Below are 18730 nucleotides of genomic sequence, written 5' to 3' on the forward strand. Positions count from 1 at the left end.
CCAGTGCGCTTAAAAAGAAAGAAGTCGTTAATCAAGTATTTAAACCTACTCGATCAACCTATAAAATTTAATCCGTTTGTGTTTAGTTGGTCCTTTTTTCTTTGGGCCATACTAGGCTTAATAGGCGGCGTAATTGCAGGAGTTTATTGGATTGTTTTAGAATTCTTAACTCATAAAATTTCAATTTTCGAAGGTTGGCTAGTTATTCCTGTTATGGCAATTTGCGGACTGCTAGCAGGGTTAATTATTCACTTTATTGGCGATCCTGGAGAAATTCAACTTATTGTAAACAACATCAGGTTTAATAAAGGAAAACTAAATCCGAAGAATAATCCGTCCATGATTTTATCATCTTTACTTTGCGTTGCCTCTGGAGGAAGCCTGGGTCCAGAAGCGCCGTTAGTACAAGTTACAGGATCTACAGGAACTTGGTTAGGAAAAATATTCCGTTTAAAAGGAGAAGCCCTAAGATCGCTAAGTATAGCAGGTATGGCCTCGGGGTTTACTGCACTTTTTGGAGCTCCACTTGGAGGTAGTTTATTTGCCTTAGAAATTCTTCATTATAAGCATGCTGTAGAGTATTATCGTGCCATAATTCCAGCGCTTGTAGCGAGTAGTTTTAGCTATATTATTTTTGCACTTATTATTCATTTAGGGCTGGGTCCTGTTTGGAATTTATCCGCTTACGAATATTCTGGAATATTCGATTTTGCTTACGCTGTGCTCTTTGCCATTATAGCGACAGCCTTAGGTTGGGGGTTTATTTTTTGTGTAAAAAGTTTTAAAATCATTTTTGAAAAATATCCCATGCCAATTTATATTAAAACCTGTGTAGGCGGACTTATCCTTGGAGTTATTGCTTTTTATTTACCCATAACGCGCTATTTCGGGCATCATGAAATAAACGAATTAATTGACAACCATTTTTCACTTAAATTTCTCTTTATCATTTTAATTTTTAAAATAATCGCCATTGCTATAACCGTAACTTCTGGATGGCGTGGCGGATTTATTATTCCTTTATTTTTTGTAGGCACCACCTTAGGACTTATTATTCATCATTTTTTACCTTCGGTAAGTGTAACACTAACCATTGTTAGTTGTATGGCCGCAATAAATGCTTGTGTTACACGAACTCCTATGAGTACCACAATTTTGCTAACTACATTAACCGGTTTCGGACATTTAATTCCAATTCTTTTTGCGAGTTTAACAGGATATTTTCTCGCTCCAAAAGTGCCTTTTATAAGCGCACAAAAAACTCAGGATCAAGACCATAAATAGCGGTTAAAATTTTTATTCAAAATGTAAAAGATATTTAAAAATAATATACTTTTGATTAAAATTTCTATCGCTATGCAGCGTCTTAAATGAATAAATATATTGTTGTCAATCAACCTGAAAAATGGAATTTTTCGATTGAGAATATTACTGTAATTTCTGCTCAAGATTATCTTACAAACCCCGAGTTTGCCTTAGTAAAAAAAGCTAGAATCTTTAATTTATGTAAGGATTACTCCTACCAAAGCAAAGGTTATTATGTGTCCCTTTTGGCCGAGGCTAGAGGACATTTACCTATTCCAACGGTTAAAAATATTGTTGATTTAAAAGCTTTGAAACTCGTACGCATTGTCTCTGATGAATTCGACGATATTATTCAGCAAAGTTTAAAAAACATTAAATCTCAAGAATTTACACTAAGTATTTATTTTGGTCAGAATGTGGCTCAGAAATACAAAGAGTTAAGCCTACTGTTTTACAAACATTTTCAGGTGCCGTTTTTACGTGTAAAATTCAATCACACTACGAAATGGAATATTCAGAGTATTAAAGCGATTTCGGAATCTGAGATTCCCGTAGAGCATATAGAAAGTGTTCAGGAGTTTGCAAATCAGTATTTTTCTAAAAAGCGTTACGATATTCCGAAGTTAAATAAAAGCGACTTCGACTTGGCTATACTTGTAAATCCAAAAGATCCGGCGCCTCCAAGTAACAGTAAAGCTTTAAAGAAATTCGTCGATTTGGCTGAAAAAATGAATATTTATGCCGAAATCATCGAGCCTAAAGATTTATCACGCTTGTCGTCTTTTGATGCTTTATTTATCCGCCAAAGTACCGAGGTAAATAATGAAGCTTATGCCTTTGCACGAAAAGCACAGCAGGAAGGCATTGCGATTATAGATTATCCAGATGCCATTTTAAAATGCTGCAATAAGGTGTATATGGCAGAAGCGTTACAAAATGCCAATATAGAAACGCCAAAAACTGTTATTGTTCATAAAGACAATAAAAATCAGGTTCTAGATCGTGTCGGTTTACCGTGTGTATTAAAAGCTCCAGATTCCACCTTTTCATTTGGTGTTAAAAAAGCGAAAACAGCAGAGGAATATCAAGCTTTGGTTTCGGAAATGCTAAAAGAATCGGACTTGATTATTGCACAGGAATTTTGTCCTTCAGATTATGATTGGCGCATTGGAATTTTAGACGACAAACCTTTTTTTGCATGTAAATATTATATGGCCAAGGGCCATTGGCAAATTTATAACTGGAATGCTAAAAAGAAAACCGAACAAGATGGCGATGCCGATTGTTTGCCTATAGAACAAGTGCCTAAAAATGTTTTAAAAATGGCCGTAAAATCGGCTAAACTTATGGGTAAAGGTTTATATGGCATCGACATAAAGGTGGTAAATAACCAACCTATGGTTATAGAAATTAACGACAATCCTAATATCGATTTTGGTGTAGAAGATGCCTATTATGGCGATTTGGTTTACACCGAAATTCTTTCAGCACTAAAAAAACGTTTAGATTAAAATGAATAAAAAATATCATCTTTTTGATGTTTATGGAATTGAACTAGAATACATGCTAGTTAATCAATCCGATTTAAAAATAGCTCCAATTGTTGATGCGCTTTTAACTAAAAAAAAAGGCAAATTAACCTCGGACATCGTTAATGGTAAAATTGCATGGAGCAATGAATTAGTGGCGCATGTGGTAGAGTTAAAAACCAACGGACCAACTAAAGATTTAAACAGCTTAGCGGACGAATTTTATAAAAACGTTAAAGAAATAAATAGCCTATTACAAGGGCAAAATGCCCAGTTGTTACCATCTGCGGCGCATCCATTTATGAAACCTGAAACCGACACCGAGCTTTGGAAACACAGTTACAGTGAGGTTTACGAATTGTATAATCGTATTTTTAACTGTAAAGGTCACGGCTGGAGTAACGTGCAAAGCGTACACATTAATTTGCCGTTTTTTGACGACAAGGAATTCGAAAAATTACATGCTGCCATCCGAATTATTTTACCTTTAATTCCTGGGTTAAGCGCAAGTTCTCCTATTCTTGAAAGCAAAATTACAGGATTTAAAGATACCCGTTTAGAATATTACAAAACCAACCAGAAAGAAATTCCTGAGCTTACCGGTTTGGTAATTCCAGAACGTGTGTTTACAAAATTAGACTATTACGCTACCATTTTTGAACCGATAAAAAAAGCCATACAACCTTTTGATACGCACAAGATTTTAGATCATCATTTTTTAAATTCTCGTGGTGCCATTGCGCGATTCGACAGGAATGCTATAGAAATTCGTTTAATAGATATTCAGGAATGCCCGAAAGCAGATTTAGCAATTTGTGCATTAATTATTGAAACTCTTAAATTATTAGTCAATAAAAAATTAGCGCATTTAGCTGCTCAAAAACGTTGGGTAAAAGAAGATTTGTTTAGCATATTAAATGATGCTATAAAATTTGGTGAAAATTCTATAATTACCAATTTAGATTATCTGAATCTATTTGATATTGAAGACGAAACAAGCATACAAAATGTTTGGAGGCATCTTTACGATTTAGCGAAACCTCATATTCATAAATCGCATCATATAACAATTGAAACCATTTTAAATGAAGGCACTTTAGCGACGCGAATTGAAAATGCTTTGGCAGACGATTTTTCCGAAGCACGTATAAAAAGTGTCTATACAAACCTAGCCGATTGTCTTCAAAACAACCTTTTATTTTTAAAATGAAACTCGTTTTAACCTGCGAACATGGCGGAAACACGATTCCAACACGATATATATCCTTATTTGAGAATTCAGAAGTTATTCTGAATTCTCATCGAGGATACGATTTAGGTGCTTTAGATGTGTTTAAATATTTAAAACCGCTTTCTAGTTTTTCAAACTTTAGCGAAACGAGTCGGTTACTTATAGAACTGAATCGTTCTTTGCATCATAACAATCTATTTTCAGAATATACGAAACGGACATCAAAAGACACGAAACAACGACTAATTGATGGTTATTATTTAGTATATAGAAATGCGGTTGAACAGTATATAAAAAAAGAGACTACTAAAGGAAATACTATTTTACATCTATCTGTACATAGCTTTACGCCAGTTTTAAACGGATTAGAACGCCAAACCGATTTGGCATTATTATACGATAGTTCTAAAATAGCAGAAAAAACATTTTGCAAACACTTTAAAACAGAATTTGAAAAGCAAAATTCTACTTTAAAAGTACGATATAATTATCCTTATTTAGGAAGTGCCGACGGGTTTACAACCTATTTACGCCAACATTTCCCGGAAAAATATTTAGGTATTGAACTTGAAATCAATCAGAAATATTCTAAAAATAATTTGATGCCATCTGCATTAAAACGTCAAATTTACGACGCTTTAAAAGCCTGTTTATAAACTAGAAACTTTATGTGTAGATGTGCTAAACCGATTATCAGAATTGCTAATAACACAATTTAAACGCGCAACACATTAAATAAGCGGACGAATATTAGCATACGAATTCTCTAGAGCTTGAATGGCTTCTATTTCGTTTAACCATTCCACTTTTGTAATACCTTCGTTTAATTGAGGCCAAAGGTTGCCTTTAAAATTCGTTGACATTTCGAACCAATGTGTCACTTTAATTTTAAACTTTCCGTTGCGTTTAAAAATATGGTATGTAGAGTGTAATGGCTTGGTAATTTTTAATCCTGTAACCCCGGTTTCTTCTTCTACTTCTCGTAAAGCCGTTTCTTCGATAGACTCTTTTGGCTCGGCCTTTCCTTTAGGTAAATCCCATTTATCATTTCGGTATATAAATAAAATATTTCCATCTTTATTATATACTTTTCCGCCTCCAGCAACAACATTAGGCAACTTTTTCAGAAACTTTTTAAGCAGTTTATCTGGGTTTTTATGAATTAACCTCACCTCTTTTAAAGACGTATTATTCAAATCTTTAATAACTTTACCAATATGTACAGTATCTAGTAAATAATTCTTAAAATACGTTTCCTTTTCTACCTCTGTGGTTAAAACAATAGGCTTATCGTTGACAAAAATTTTATACATATTAAAAAATATCCTGTATTAATTGAGGTAAAAGTATCAATTTTTAAAGCAAACCTAATAACTTTAAAAAAATAATTTTAATCCTAACTAACTATTACATTAATTTAAATTTATGTGTAGTTTTGTAACTATGATTTTTAACAAACATACCGCTCGAAAAACTGCTGAAGTTTTATTGCAGGTAAATGCAATAAAACTTAGCCCTAGTGCTCCTTTTACGTGGGCCTCTGGATGGAAATCTCCTATTTACTGCGATAATAGGATTATACTATCGTTCCCTCCTATTAGAAACTATATACGTGAAACTATGGCCAAACATATTGAAAAACAATATGGAAAACCCGATGTTATAGCTGGGGTTGCCACAGGTGCCATAGGCATTGGTATGCTGGTAGCAGAATATTTAGGCGTACCTTTTATTTATGTAAGACCAGAAGCTAAAAGCCATGGTAGACAAAACCAAATAGAAGGCTTTGCTCAAAAAGGTCAGAATGTAGTTGTGGTTGAAGATTTAATTAGCACAGGAAAAAGCAGTCTAAATGCTGTTAAAGCGTTAAGAGAAGCACAACTGAATGTAAAAGGTATGATTGCCATTTTTTCTTACGGATTTAGTGTTGCCACAGAGAATTTTAAAAAGGAAAATGTTTCGCTACAAACCTTAAGTAATTACGAAAGTTTAATTGAACAAGCTGTAGAAACGAATTATATCTCGCAGTCTGAAGTAAAAACTTTAACAGATTGGAATGCTAACCCGAGTGAATGGAACGCTATTTGATTGGGTTATAATAAACACAATAAATCATGAATTTAGAATCTCCAAAAGTAAGTATAGGTAAATCACCTCAAGAGGTCTTCGATTTTCTTTCGGACATAAAAAATTTCGAAAAACTAATGCCAGATAATATAAGTAAGTTCGAAATTTTAGGTGACGACAAATTTCTTTTTGCTTTAAGTGGTATGCCAGAAATAGTCTTAAAAAAGAAAGAAGTGGTTCCACCTAATAAAATCGTTCTTGGCGCTGCAGGAGGAAAAATAGATTTCTCTTTAATAGGTCATATTAATGAAACGGAATCTGGAGAAAGCGACGTAAAACTTCAGTTTGAAGGCGATTTTAATCCTATGATGGCCATGATGATAAAAGGCCCTATTTCGAAATTTATCGAAACCTTAGTTACAAAAATGCCAGAATCGGTTTAATAAAGTAAGGTAACTTCTTTAAGTTCGAATTCCTTTATAATTTGGTCTTCTAAAAGCACTTTCAAGTTACCAAAATCTGTTACACCAATTATAAAACCCGCAAACATATGACCTTCAGCATCTAGAAATGTTGAAGGTTTATTTTTTTTAAACAAGGCACTTTCGTACTCACTTTTAATTTTATCGTATTGTTCACGTTCTAGCCAAGCAAAACATTCTTTTAACTCCATAAGAATATGGTGCAACACTTCATCTAAATGAAAAATTCGCCCCATTTTATTTACAATAGAAGACGCACGCGGAAGCCCGTTAAAATTTGTCTGGTTTACATTCACTCCTATACCTAAAATACTGTCTCGCAGTCCACCCTGTTTTACTATATTCTCAATTAAAACACCACAGATTTTTTTGTTTGCTGACAAAATGTCGTTAGGCCATTTTATTTGAACTTTTGGCAACATCAGTTTTTTCAGGGCTTTAAAAATGGCAATGGCGGTAACCATACTTATATAAAATTGCTTTTCTATTGGAACAAAAGTCACGTGTTTAAATACACTAAACATAAGGTTTTTAGCAGGTTCAGACTCCCAAACGGTTCCTATTTGGCCTCTGCCCATAGTTTGCTCTTTGGCAACAACCACTGTATAATCCTCCAATAATTCGCAAGTACTTAATTGTTTTAAAAAAGTATTTGTAGAATCGATGGCATCAAGTTTGATTATACGCATTTATATTATTTATATTAGCAGGATGAAAACTTCTGTAATTTTTAAAGTATAAAGAACTAAAAAATAATAACTTTGTACAAATTAAATCGAATTAATGGTTAAAGAAAACACAAATGCAGACCTGCTAATTTCTACTATACTAAGTGGAATTGAAGATGTTAAAGGGAAGGAAATAAATATTTTAGATTTACGTGAAATAGAAAATACGGTTTGCGACTATTTTATAGTGTGTGAAGGAAGTTCTAACACGCAAGTAAATGCCATAGTAAACGCTATTCAGAAAAAAGTTAGTAAAGAACTAAAAGATAAACCTTGGCATATTGAAGGGCAAGACAATGCCGAATGGGTATTAATGGACTACGTAAATGTTGTGGTTCATGTTTTTCAAAAGCACATCCGCGAATACTACGACATTGAGAGCCTTTGGGGCGACGCAAAAACAACTATAATTGAAACGAATTATTAGAATTTAATGGCAAACGAGAAGAAAACTCCCAATAAGAAACCAAAATTAAATCCGTATTGGATTTATGGAGCAATAATTTTAATTTTTATTGCAATGCAAGTTTTTAATAGCACAAGTCTACAAGATGCTAGCACTACAACGCCTTCAGAGTTTATGAATTATCTGAAAGCTGGTGATGTTGCCAGTGTAGAAATTGTAAATAAAAGAGAAGCCGAAGTCTTTTTAACAGATGAAGCTTTACAAAAAGAAGAGCATAAAAAATCGAAACCCTCTACCCTATTGCCAACGGCAACTAAATTACCAAACTACAGCTTTGAATTTGGTGATTTACAGAATTTCGAAAATCAATTAAGCTCTACTATTAAAGACTTAAATTTAAAAACTACTATAAATTATAAAACCGAACAAAACCTTTGGGGAGATTTCCTTATTGGCTTACTTCCATTTATACTATTAATAGGAGTGTGGATTTTCATTATGCGAAGAATGTCTGGAGGCGGCGGAGGCGGCGCTGGCGGACAAATTTTCAACATAGGAAAATCGAAAGCAAAGTTATTCGACCAAAATACCGATGTAAAAACATCATTTAAAGATGTAGCTGGTTTAGAAGGCGCAAAAGAAGAAATACAAGAAATTGTAGACTTCCTTAAAAACCCAGAAAAGTATACCTCTTTAGGTGGTAAAATCCCTAAAGGAGCCCTATTAGTAGGACCTCCAGGAACAGGTAAAACCTTATTAGCTAAAGCCGTTGCTGGTGAAGCTAAAGTTCCTTTTTTCTCTTTATCTGGTTCAGATTTCGTTGAAATGTTTGTGGGTGTAGGTGCTTCTCGTGTAAGAGATTTATTTAAACAAGCAAAAGAAAAGTCGCCAGCAATTATCTTTATTGATGAAATTGATGCGATTGGTCGTGCAAGAGGGAAAAGTAATTTCTCAGGATCTAACGATGAAAGAGAAAACACCTTAAACCAATTATTAACAGAAATGGATGGTTTTGGTACAAATACAAATGTAATTGTATTAGCCGCAACCAACAGAGCAGATGTTTTAGATAGCGCCTTAATGCGTGCTGGACGTTTTGACAGACAAATTTTTGTTGATTTACCAGACATTAGAGAACGTAAAGAAATTTTTGAAGTTCATTTAAGACCTATCAAAAAAGCCGAGAACTTAGATACCGATTTCTTAGCTAAACAAACTCCTGGATTCTCTGGTGCAGATATTGCAAATGTATGTAACGAAGCCGCTTTAATCGCTGCAAGGCAAGGTAAAAAAGCTGTAGATAAGCAAGATTTCCTTGATGCTGTAGACCGTATTGTTGGTGGATTAGAAAAGAAAAATAAAATTATTACCCCTAGCGAAAAGAAAGCTATTGCATTCCACGAAGCTGGTCATGCTACAGTTAGCTGGATGTTAGAGCACGCTGCTCCATTGGTAAAAGTTACTATTGTACCTCGTGGTCGCTCTTTAGGTGCTGCATGGTATTTACCAGAAGAACGCTTAATTGTTAGACCAGAACAAATGCTAGACGAAATGTGTGCTGCTTTAGGAGGTCGTGCTGCAGAACATGTTATTTTCAATAAAATATCTACTGGAGCTTTAAGTGACTTAGAAAAAGTAACAAAACAAGCAAGAGCAATGGTTACTGTTTATGGATTAAGTGATAAGGTTGGTAATTTAACCTATTACGATTCATCTAGCCAAAACGAATATGGATTTACAAAACCATATAGTGAAAAAACGGCAGAACTAATAGATTCTGAAATTTCAGAAATCATTGAAATTCAATATCAAAGAGCTATAAAACTTCTTGAAGAGAACAAAGACAAGCTTACCGAGTTAGCTGAAGTTCTTTTAGAGAAAGAAGTTATCTTTAAAGACAATCTAGAAAAGATTTTTGGTAAACGTCCGTTCGATCCAGAATTAAAACCACTTTTAGATAAATAATTTATTAAGTTGTTTATACTTAATAGCAGGAAAAATCTTAAATTAACCGTTGGGTTAATTTAAGATTTTTTATCTTTGGACAAACCCGATATAATACAGATTAATAGCGCGTGTCTTAATGAGTCTATTTAGAAAACTTTTTGGTTCCAAATCCAATAAATCAGAAGAAGAAATACAATCTGAGGACAGAGGTAAATATATGCCAGAAGTCAACTTACCTATTGACGAGAAGTTCACTATAAACTTTAAAGCCAATGGTGGTAAATTTTTGTATTGCGAGAATACCGACGAAGTATTCCAAACACTAGATTTTATAATAGAAGAGAATAGCTGGGAAGACAAAAAAATCCTAATTCTTGATAACGAATTAAAAAAGCGTTTCGCTTCTTCCAGTTTAAACATGGCTATGCCAAACGATACAGATGCCACATACTTTCTTACCAGTTGTGAAAATTTAATTGCAGACGATGGTTCTTTACTAATTACATCCAATCAAATTGCAGAAAAAAAACTTATAGATTTACCTAGTAATTTTATAGTCTTCGCCACTACAAGTCAAATTGTTGGAAGTATAGGCGAAGGACTTCGCGGTATAAAATCTAAAAACACACAAAGAATACCAACAAATATTACAACTATAAAACATTTTAAATCTGTTGAGGAAAAAAACTTCATGACTTACGGTAGTAATTCAAAAAACCTATATTTGCTGCTCTTAGAAGACCTCTAACATGAAAGAAATTGTTACCAGAGCATTTTTTGGTTTAATATACGTTGTATTACTCATTGGATCCCTTTTCAATGAACATGCATTAACCATTTTATTTTTTATTTTCGGAATAATTAGCATTGCTGAATTCAAAAAACTAATAGAGTTTAGAGCATTTTTACCGTATATAATTTTTATTCTTATCTATTTTGGATTTGGATATTGGCATATGTTATCTCCTAAATTACAAGGATTTAATGAAGCTACACAAATACTTCTTACACTTTCCATATTTGTAAACCTATTTTTAATTAAAGATTTATTCTCTAGAAAGGGTATTCCTTTATTTAAATTTAAACGCTTTTTATTAACCACCTTTTACCTATCTAGTGCATTTGTATTCTTCATGTTAATTGCACGATTCGATAATAAATACCACCCAGGTATTTTATTAGGTTCTTTTATTTTGGTTTGGGTTAACGATACATTTGCGTTTTTAGTAGGTAAAAATTTTGGTAGACAAAAGTTATTCGAAAAAATTTCGCCTAAAAAAACCGTTGAAGGTTTTATTGGAGGCTTATTTTTTTCGTGTATAGCTAGCTATTTTATTGCTACCTTTACGCACACATTAAACTTTTCTCAATGGCTTATTATGGCAATCATAATAAGTGTATTTGGAACGTTAGGAGATTTGGTTGAGTCTAAATTTAAACGTCAGGTTAATGCAAAAGATAGCGGAGTAATTATGCCTGGACATGGAGGTCTATTAGATCGTTTAGACAGTATTATATTCGCATCACCATTTATTTATTTGTTTTTAAGAATATTAGATTATGTTTCATAAAGAAGGTTTTAAAATTATTTTAATCACTTTTGTATTAGTAATTATTTCGTTTTTAGTTATTGATAATTACGTATCTATTTTATGGTTACGTTACCTTTTATTCTTTGTGCTTTTCGGATTTTTAATCCTGATATTACAATTCTTTAGAAATCCAAAACGTAAAGGTCTTCTTAATGACAGCCAGGTGCTATCTCCTGTAGATGGAAAGGTTGTAGTAATTGAAGAAGTTTTCGAAAAAGAATATTTTCAAGAGAAACGCCTACAAGTAAGCGTATTTATGTCGCCTATAAATGTACACGTAACCCGCTACCCTATTGGAGGTGAAGTGGTGTTTAGTAAATACCATCCTGGAAAGTTTTTAGTAGCATGGCACCCAAAAGCTAGTGAAGAAAACGAGCGCACAACTGTGGTTGTAGAAAACAAAACCTTTGGTAAAGTGTTACACCGACAAATAGCAGGAGCTTTAGCAAAACGTATCGTAAATTATGCTAAAGTTGGAGATACTGCTGTCCAAGCAGCAGATTCAGGTTTTATAAAATTTGGTTCAAGAGTCGATTTATTTTTACCTTTAGGAACCAAAATTAACGTCTCTCTTAATGAGAAGGTTAAAGGTGGTGAAAGTATTATAGCAGAATTATAATGACTTCTGAAGAATTAGATATTAATTTTAAAGATGCTGTAGAGCGTATAAATAATTTGCCGGGACCTTTTCCTGCAGATTTTCTTCTGCGCCTGTATGCTTACTACAAAAAAGCTACCAATGATTATGGGAGGCCAAGCAGTGGCAAACCTATTATTAATGCATTTAAAACAAATGCGCTATTTCAAGTTAAAGATATTTCTCAAGACGAGGCAAAACGCATTTACATCGATCTTGTAAACAATTATTTTTTATACAGAAAGTAGTTGTTGAAACTACCTCCTGTATAAAAATTTTTTAATTAAGATTCTCCTTTTATTCTAAAACGAATTCTAATGGCTGTCCTGTTGCACCATTTGGGAAACTAATACCTAACAAGCCAGAAATGGTTGGCGCGATATCTATAATTTCTGTTTTTTGCAAAGTACTTCCGTGTTTAATACCCTTTCCGAAAAATAGTAACGGTACATGGGTATCGTAATTTAAACCAGAACCATGGGTTGAACCTGTTTTGCTATAAGAAATTACCGCAGGATTGTACTCGAAAAGCACATCTCCAGAACGTTTTAAATTATAACCATTTTTAAACAAACTCTCTATGCCGTTTGTAAATGCTCCTTTTGCGATAGTTGAAGCTGTATAGGCGTAATAAATATTATCTAAAGTTATTAGTTCGTTGGCAATGGCTTGTTGTACATCTTCTAAATTAAGCCCTAAAACTTTTATTTTTTCACGATCTAAAAAGATTTGGTTGTTACTTATGTTTTCAATTAAATCTGAAGAACCAAATGTTTTTGTTGTAAAATCATTTAAGTTCGATTTAAATCCCTTCTTTTCAAAATAACCAGCAGGAACATTGTGCTCATGCAAATACGCAGGCACTTCAACAGCACCATGATCTGCTGTTAAAAAGACCGTGTACTCCCCTTTACCAACAGTTTTATCTAACATGTCGAAGAAACGTTCTAAGTCCTTATCTAATCTAATATAAGTATCTTCTACTTCTTTAGAACTTACCCCAAAATTATGACCAACATAATCTGTTGAAGAGAAACTTACAGTTAAAACATCGGTAATGTCGTCCTGCCCTAAATCCTCACCCTTAACAGCTGCCATTGCAAAATCTGCTACTATACTGTTTCCGTAAGGTGTCGATTTAATAATATCGAAACCACCATTCTCCTTACTTAGTTTCTTTAAATCGTAAGGGAAAGTAGCAGTTTCTTTACCTTTAAAACCACCTTCGAAGGCATTTAAATCGTCACCACTTTCAGTATACGTCTTAATATTATAAAGCGTATTCCAATCTTTTAAATACGATTTAGCAGTTTTAGAATCGTTAAACTTTTCTACCCATTTTGGTAATTTTTCTTGATAGTAAGTACTAGAAATAAAAACACCTTCGTCTTTTCCATGAAACCAATACGCGGCATTAGCTGTATGTCCCGCCGGTAAAATTGCACCACGGTCTTTTACAGAAACACCAATAGTTTTCCCCTGCATTTGTGTAAATAATCTATTTTCATCGGCAAAAGATGTGGTCATCATACGGTGTGGTGACATTTTTCCTGCTTTATCTGCAGTCCCTACAGAAGCTACGGTAGAATCTCCTGCACAATACACACTTGTTTTACTTTCCTTATCGTACCAATTATTACCAATAATACCATGATTCATAGGAGACGTTCCTGTATAAACAGAAGCATGTCCCGGTGCTGTATACGTAGGTATGTAATTAAAATGATTATTTTTACAATTAAAACCTTCATTCATCATACGTTTAAAGCCTCCTTCACCGTATTTATTATAAAATCGCGTTAAATAATCGTAGCGCATTTGGTCTACTACAATTCCAACCACTAACTTTGGTTTTACATAAATTTGAGACGCTTCATTGTCTTGTATTTTTTGGGCAAAACTTGACATACATAACAAGCTAGACACAAAAAATAATATTGATTTTTTCATAAATGATAAATTATATATAGAAATGCAAAAATAAGGTTTTTAAAATCTTTCTTAATTTAAATAATCATTAAATAAGTTCTAGTAATTTTTTACTTTAGCAATTACAAAATATTCTATGAGTTATCTGCACAGTATTGGCGCTTACGTCTTGATGATTATTGAGATTTTCAAAAAACCCACCAAATGGTCGGTTATGAAAAAACTCATCTTAAAAGATATAGACGATTTAATTATTGGTTCTTTAGGAATCGTTGCGTTTATTTCCTTTTTTGTTGGGGGTGTTGTTACCATTCAAACCGCCTTAAACATGGATAATCCATTAGTGCCAAAATCTTTAATTGGTTTTGCGACACGGCAATCGGTAATTTTAGAATTTGCGCCTACTTTCATCTCGGTAATTATGGCTGGTAAAGTAGGGTCCTTTATTACATCTAGTATCGGAACTATGCGGGTAACCGAGCAAATTGATGCCTTAGAAGTTATGGGTATTAATTCGCTTAACTATTTGGTGTTCCCAAAACTGGTAGCGCTTATGCTTTATCCGTTTCTTATTTCTATTTCTATGTTTTTAGGAATTATTGGAGGATTGGCCGCTTGTGCTTTTGGAGATTTTGCTACCATTAACGATTATATTGTAGGTTTACAAGACGAATTCATACCTTACCATATTGTGTATGCTTTTATAAAAACTATTGGTTTTGCTTTCCTTTTGGCGACCATACCATCCTTTCATGGGTATTATATGAAAGGTGGCGCCTTAGATGTTGGTAAAGCGAGTACGGTATCTTTTGTATGGACTAGTGTTGCCATTATTACATTGAATTTCATTCTAACCCAAATCCTTTTAAGCTAATGATTGAAGTTAAAGATTTACACAAATCCTTTGGAGATGCTCATATTTTAAAAGGTATTAGTACGACTTTTGAAAAAGGAAAGACCAATCTTATTATAGGCCAAAGTGGTTCTGGGAAGACCGTTTTCTTAAAATGTTTGTTAGGCTTATTCGATTATGAAGAGGGCAGTATCTCTTACGAAGGGAGAATTTTTTCACAATTGTCTGAAGATCAAAAACGGAATTTAAGATCTGAAATTGGAATGGTTTTTCAAGGCAGTGCCTTATTCGATTCTATGACTATTGCAGAAAACGTGATGTTCCCTTTACGTATGTTTACAAAGCAAAGTAAAAGTGAAATGAGCGACCGTGTAGACTTTGTATTAAAACGTGTTAATCTTGAGGACGCTCATAATAAATTACCTTCTGAAGCTTCTGGAGGAATGCAAAAACGTGTGGCTATAGCACGTGCTATAGTAAATAAACCTAAGTATTTATTTTGCGACGAACCAAACTCTGGTTTAGATCCTAAAACTGCAATTGTTATCGATAATCTTATTCAAGAAATCACTGACGAATACGATATCACGACGGTAATAAATACTCACGATATGAATTCTGTAATGGAAATAGGTGAAAAAATTGTGTTTTTAAAGGATGGTTTAAAAGCTTGGGAAGGCTCTAACCAAACCATTTTTAAAACCGACAACGAAGTTGTAACCGACTTTGTATATTCTTCAGAATTGTTTAAAAAGGTGCGTAAAATGTATATCGAAGAAAACCTTTAGTGTTTAATTCGTTTAACTGTTAAGGTATCCAAATCTAATTTCAATTTCAACCAGCGTTCTAATTTATCTTGCTCTTTCTCAATAACATCTTCATTTAATTTTTTGTCCTTTTTCCAACGTACTGCGAATACAGGAAGGGTATCAATCTTATCGAAATTCGAGGTTATGACAGTAGAATAACTAAACATGTCTAGGTTTTCGTAATTAATATGAACCTCCTTCATTACTTCTTGAAATGGAATAGTTCTATCTTCTAGATATTGTAACTGACTCACTTTTTTCTCTAAGAACACGATTTTCTGACTTTGTGAAAGTAAATCTAAAGAATCGCGATATCGCAATTGCTCCATATATTTTACATTATCTAAGTTAGATCTGTTCTGATTAAAATTAAAATGAGCATTTCTAAGCGCTGGATAATCTGCTAATCTTGCTTTTAGAAGCTCTATCGTTTCCGTTGGTATATAACCTAAACCATAGGTGTTAAATTCGATACTAGAGCCTTCTTTCCCATTAGAATATTTATAAACCACATTTTTCTTTACGTATTCATACTGTGGTAAACCCTTAAGTTCACGATCTAAGTACAATTGGGCTTCTCTTTTAAAGTTACTTTCTTTTAAAACATCTATAAATGTCCAAATTGCAGGAATCATAGCTACAACGGCTAGAACGGACGCAAATTGAGAAATACGTTTTCTTTTCTGAGAATTCACGTATTTAATCATTGGGAACCTTAAAATTTTAAGCGCAATAAAAGTGGCCAATGCAATAAATATGGTGTTAATCATGAACAGGTAAAATGCACCCGAAGCATAACCAATTCCTTTAGAAAAATCATCGAAAGCCACAGCCAAACCATAACCTACTGTACATAACGGAGGCATTAAAGCTGTTGCAATAGCAACCCCAAAAATAACAGAAGCGATAGTACCCTTTTTAGTTCTCGCAATAATTAATGCGGCACCACCAAAAAATGCAATTAAAACATCTCTAATATCAGGTTTCGTACGTGCTAAAAGCTCTAAAGACTCCTCTTGTAATGGGAAAAATTTATAGAATAGGAAGGCTGTTAATACACTTAAGAAAATCATAACTCCAAAGTTAATTATGGATTTTCTCAGCGTGTCAATATCATTAATGGCAACCGATAGACCAATACCTAGAATAGGTCCCATTAACGGCGAAATTAACATGGCACCAATAACAACAGCAGTAGAATTAGCGTTTAATCCGACAGAAGCCACAAAGATAGAACAAATCAAAATCCAAGCTGTAGCACCTTTAAAAGGAATATCTCCCTTAATGGCATCAATAGTGGCTTGCTGATCTGTATCTTGTCTAAAATCTAAAAGCTCTGATAAGAAATTTTTAATATTCCCAAGTAAACCAATAGCATCTTTTTTAATGGCTTGCTTAGAATCTTTTACAGCGGCATCTTGTGCGGCCTCTTTTTCTTTATCGGCTTCCTCTTCAGAAAAGTTAAACTTATTCTCGCTCATATATTAACAGTAGTTTTCACCAAACTCATCTTTAACCGTATTACGAACCTCCTTAATTCCTTGTTCTTTTTCTTTAGGATAGATTAGTAAAACGTCGTCTTTATCAATTATAATATAGTCATTTAAACCTTCTATAACAACAATTTTATCATTTTGGGTTCTAATCATATTACCACTTGCATCCTGAACTAAAGTTCTTGCATTTACTACGGCGTTATTATTAGAATCTTTATCTAATTTATCGTATAAACTTCCCCAGGTACCAAGATCGTTCCAATCGAATTGTGCCGATAATACATACACATTTTTCGATGGTTCCATAATGGCATAATCCACAGAAATATTTTCCGCTTTTATATAATTTTCATTTATAAATTCGGTTTCAGTATCTGTATTATAAGCCGACATTCCGTTTTTAAATAATTGAAATAATGTTGGCTGATTGATTTCAAATGCTTTTAAAACACTTTCAACACTCCACATAAAAATACCTGCATTCCAAACAAAATTCCCTTGTTTTATAAACGATTTAGCCGTATCGTAATCTGGTTTTTCTCTGAATTGTTTAACGGGTTTTACCACATTTTCCGTTTCTGTATCAAATTCAATATATCCATATCCTGTATTTGGAAAGGTTGGTTCGATACCTAAAGTCATTAAAGCATCATTTTCCTTACAAAAATCGAAAGCGGTTAACACATTTCTTGAAAAAGCATCTTCATCTTCAATCCAATGGTCGCTGGGTGCTACCAACATGAGCGCATCTGGATTTTCTTTCTGAATTTTTAAAGCGGCATACAAAATACAAGGTCCTGTATTTTTCATTGCTGGCTCTAGAACCACTTGTTGTTGTGTTACCTCTGGTAGTTGTTCTAGAACAAGATCGTTATAAGCTTCATTGGTTAAAATATAAATGTTTTCTTTCGGAATAAAACGAGATAAACGTTGAAACGTCTTTTGAATTAACGTGTCTCCGGTGCCTAACATATCATGAAATTGTTTAGGAAAACTATTCATACTTACTGGCCAAAATCTAGACCCTACTCCTCCTGCCATAATAATGGCGTAATTATTCTTGTTCATTTATTTTTTCTTAAATAACTTCTATTTCTACGTTCGGGTTAAACAAATATATTTTACCCGTTTTAATCTCTATACATTCAAAACGCTTTACACGTCTATTTCCCTTTTTAAATTGCCTCCCATTATGGATTTTAAAAACACTTCCTTCTGGAACCTCAAAAATATATGTTTTATTTGAATTTTCATCAAATTGTTTTAAGGCTAATGCTAAGATGTGGTCGGTATCGCTTGTCGCTTTAGGATTTCTAAAATGTCTTGCTAATAAAGGTAATAACTCTTCAGGAAATACTTGGGGATTTAAAAACGGCAACATTAAATATTGAAAAGTTTGCTTCCATTCCTTCCCGTGTGGTTTTATCATTCTACCATAAGCCTGAAAAGCCTCGAAATGTGCAATTTCGTGAATTAAAGTAATTAAAAACCGATATGGATTTAAATTGGAATTTACTGTTATTAAATGTCTGCCGTTAGTCAACTTCCTATAATCGCCATGTCTTGTTTTGCGTTCTTTTTTAACTACAAAATCGAGCTTATCGTTAGCCAATAGTTCCATTACTTTAGGAACTGCATATTGAGGAATATAGCGTTGAAGTGTATTCTGCATTGTGCTACAAATGTACGCGAAAGTAAATTAATTTCAACATTATTATA

Annotated in this window: 20 protein-coding genes; 14 read left to right on the top strand and 6 right to left on the bottom strand. The window is 33.4% G+C overall.

The genetic code is table 11. The features are described 5' to 3' along the window. The first annotated feature begins 3 nt into the window (after positions 1–3). The 4 genes from A9D35_RS07395 (at position 4) to A9D35_RS07410 (ending at position 4721) form a co-directional block, all read left to right on the top strand. Positions 4–1284: a chloride channel protein gene (locus A9D35_RS07395; RefSeq protein WP_066221066.1), complete on the top strand. Its 1281-nt coding sequence runs from the start codon at positions 4–6 to the stop codon at positions 1282–1284. Positions 1285–1370: 86 nt separating this feature from the next. After that, on the top strand, positions 1371–2816 hold the full coding sequence (locus A9D35_RS07400; RefSeq protein WP_066221070.1) for a RimK family ATP-grasp domain-containing protein: 1446 nt from the start codon (positions 1371–1373) through the stop codon (positions 2814–2816). Between the two features lies 1 nt (position 2817). Beyond that, a complete protein-coding gene (locus A9D35_RS07405) occupies positions 2818–4044 on the top strand; it encodes a carboxylate-amine ligase (RefSeq protein ID WP_066221073.1) in 1227 nt (408 codons plus the stop codon). After that, positions 4041–4721: an N-formylglutamate amidohydrolase gene (locus tag A9D35_RS07410; protein ID WP_066225917.1), complete on the top strand. Its 681-nt coding sequence runs from the start codon at positions 4041–4043 to the stop codon at positions 4719–4721. The genes A9D35_RS07405 and A9D35_RS07410 overlap by 4 nt, the downstream gene beginning before the upstream one ends. A 75-nt stretch (positions 4722–4796) precedes the next feature. On the opposite strand, the gene A9D35_RS07415 is transcribed toward A9D35_RS07410, so the two are convergent. Further along, positions 4797–5378 (bottom strand): NUDIX hydrolase, encoded by a 582-nt coding sequence (locus tag A9D35_RS07415; RefSeq protein ID WP_066221076.1) that lies wholly within the window; start codon positions 5376–5378, stop codon positions 4797–4799. Between the two features lie 130 nt (positions 5379–5508). Between A9D35_RS07415 and pyrE the strand changes: the two genes are divergently transcribed. Beyond that, complete coding sequence (pyrE, locus tag A9D35_RS07420; protein ID WP_066221082.1) at positions 5509–6153, top strand: orotate phosphoribosyltransferase; 645 nt, start codon at positions 5509–5511, stop codon at positions 6151–6153. Positions 6154–6179: 26 nt separating this feature from the next. After that, complete coding sequence (locus A9D35_RS07425) at positions 6180–6575, top strand: SRPBCC family protein (RefSeq protein WP_066221086.1); 396 nt, start codon at positions 6180–6182, stop codon at positions 6573–6575. Here A9D35_RS07425 and A9D35_RS07430 read toward each other — a convergent pair. Beyond that, a complete protein-coding gene (locus A9D35_RS07430) occupies positions 6572–7303 on the bottom strand; it encodes a biotin--[acetyl-CoA-carboxylase] ligase (RefSeq protein ID WP_066221089.1) in 732 nt (243 codons plus the stop codon). The two genes, A9D35_RS07425 and A9D35_RS07430, sit on opposite strands and share 4 nt — an antisense overlap. Positions 7304–7397: 94 nt before the next feature. On the opposite strand from A9D35_RS07430, the gene rsfS reads away from it, so the two are divergent. The 6 genes from rsfS to A9D35_RS07460 all read left to right on the top strand — a co-directional run bounded on the left by rsfS (position 7398) and on the right by A9D35_RS07460 (position 12172). Continuing rightward, the gene (gene rsfS, locus A9D35_RS07435) at positions 7398–7769 is read left to right on the top strand and encodes a ribosome silencing factor (protein WP_066221091.1); all 372 of its coding nucleotides are present in this window, start codon (positions 7398–7400) and stop codon (positions 7767–7769) included. A 6-nt stretch (positions 7770–7775) separates the two neighbouring features. Then, complete coding sequence (gene ftsH / locus A9D35_RS07440; protein WP_066221092.1) at positions 7776–9713, top strand: ATP-dependent zinc metalloprotease FtsH; 1938 nt, start codon at positions 7776–7778, stop codon at positions 9711–9713. Between the two features lie 118 nt (positions 9714–9831). Next, positions 9832–10443 (top strand): LUD domain-containing protein, encoded by a 612-nt coding sequence (locus A9D35_RS07445; protein WP_066221094.1) that lies wholly within the window; start codon positions 9832–9834, stop codon positions 10441–10443. A gap of 1 nt (position 10444) precedes the next feature. After that, positions 10445–11266, top strand: a complete 822-nt coding sequence (locus A9D35_RS07450; protein ID WP_066221097.1) for a phosphatidate cytidylyltransferase — start codon at positions 10445–10447, stop codon at positions 11264–11266. Further along, positions 11256–11906, top strand: coding sequence for a phosphatidylserine decarboxylase family protein (locus A9D35_RS07455; protein ID WP_066221103.1), 651 nt, complete (start codon positions 11256–11258; stop codon positions 11904–11906). Before A9D35_RS07450 ends, A9D35_RS07455 begins: the two co-directional genes overlap by 11 nt. Further along, positions 11906–12172 (top strand): acyl-CoA-binding protein, encoded by a 267-nt coding sequence (locus A9D35_RS07460; RefSeq protein ID WP_066221106.1) that lies wholly within the window; start codon positions 11906–11908, stop codon positions 12170–12172. The genes A9D35_RS07455 and A9D35_RS07460 overlap by 1 nt, the downstream gene beginning before the upstream one ends. Positions 12173–12221: 49 nt before the next feature. Here A9D35_RS07460 and pafA read toward each other — a convergent pair whose 3' ends face one another. Further along, positions 12222–13874 (bottom strand): alkaline phosphatase PafA, encoded by a 1653-nt coding sequence (gene pafA, locus A9D35_RS07465; protein WP_066221108.1) that lies wholly within the window; start codon positions 13872–13874, stop codon positions 12222–12224. A 115-nt stretch (positions 13875–13989) separates the two neighbouring features. On the opposite strand from pafA, the gene A9D35_RS07470 reads away from it, so the two are divergent. Then, positions 13990–14727 (top strand): MlaE family ABC transporter permease, encoded by a 738-nt coding sequence (locus A9D35_RS07470; protein ID WP_066221113.1) that lies wholly within the window; start codon positions 13990–13992, stop codon positions 14725–14727. Next, positions 14727–15494, top strand: coding sequence for an ABC transporter ATP-binding protein (locus tag A9D35_RS07475; RefSeq protein WP_066221115.1), 768 nt, complete (start codon positions 14727–14729; stop codon positions 15492–15494). Before A9D35_RS07470 ends, A9D35_RS07475 begins: the two co-directional genes overlap by 1 nt. On the opposite strand, the gene A9D35_RS07480 is transcribed toward A9D35_RS07475, so the two are convergent. Genes A9D35_RS07480 through A9D35_RS07490 form a run of 3 tightly spaced genes read right to left on the bottom strand, consistent with a single transcriptional unit; the run spans position 15491 to position 18683 of the window. Further along, positions 15491–16996 carry a DUF389 domain-containing protein gene (locus tag A9D35_RS07480; protein WP_066221117.1) on the bottom strand — a complete coding sequence of 502 codons (1506 nt, stop codon included), beginning with the start codon at positions 16994–16996 and terminating at the stop codon, positions 15491–15493. The genes A9D35_RS07475 and A9D35_RS07480 overlap by 4 nt on opposite strands. A gap of 3 nt (positions 16997–16999) precedes the next feature. Then, entirely contained in the window at positions 17000–18079 is a 1080-nt protein-coding gene (locus tag A9D35_RS07485) for a mannose-1-phosphate guanylyltransferase (protein ID WP_066221120.1), read from the bottom strand. Between the two features lie 10 nt (positions 18080–18089). Then, positions 18090–18683 carry a SprT-like domain-containing protein gene (locus tag A9D35_RS07490; protein WP_066221123.1) on the bottom strand — a complete coding sequence of 198 codons (594 nt, stop codon included), beginning with the start codon at positions 18681–18683 and terminating at the stop codon, positions 18090–18092. Between the last annotated feature and the right edge of the window lie 47 nt (positions 18684–18730).

The sequence above is a fragment of the Formosa haliotis genome (assembly GCF_001685485.1).
Lineage (GTDB): Bacteria > Bacteroidota > Bacteroidia > Flavobacteriales > Flavobacteriaceae > Formosa > Formosa haliotis.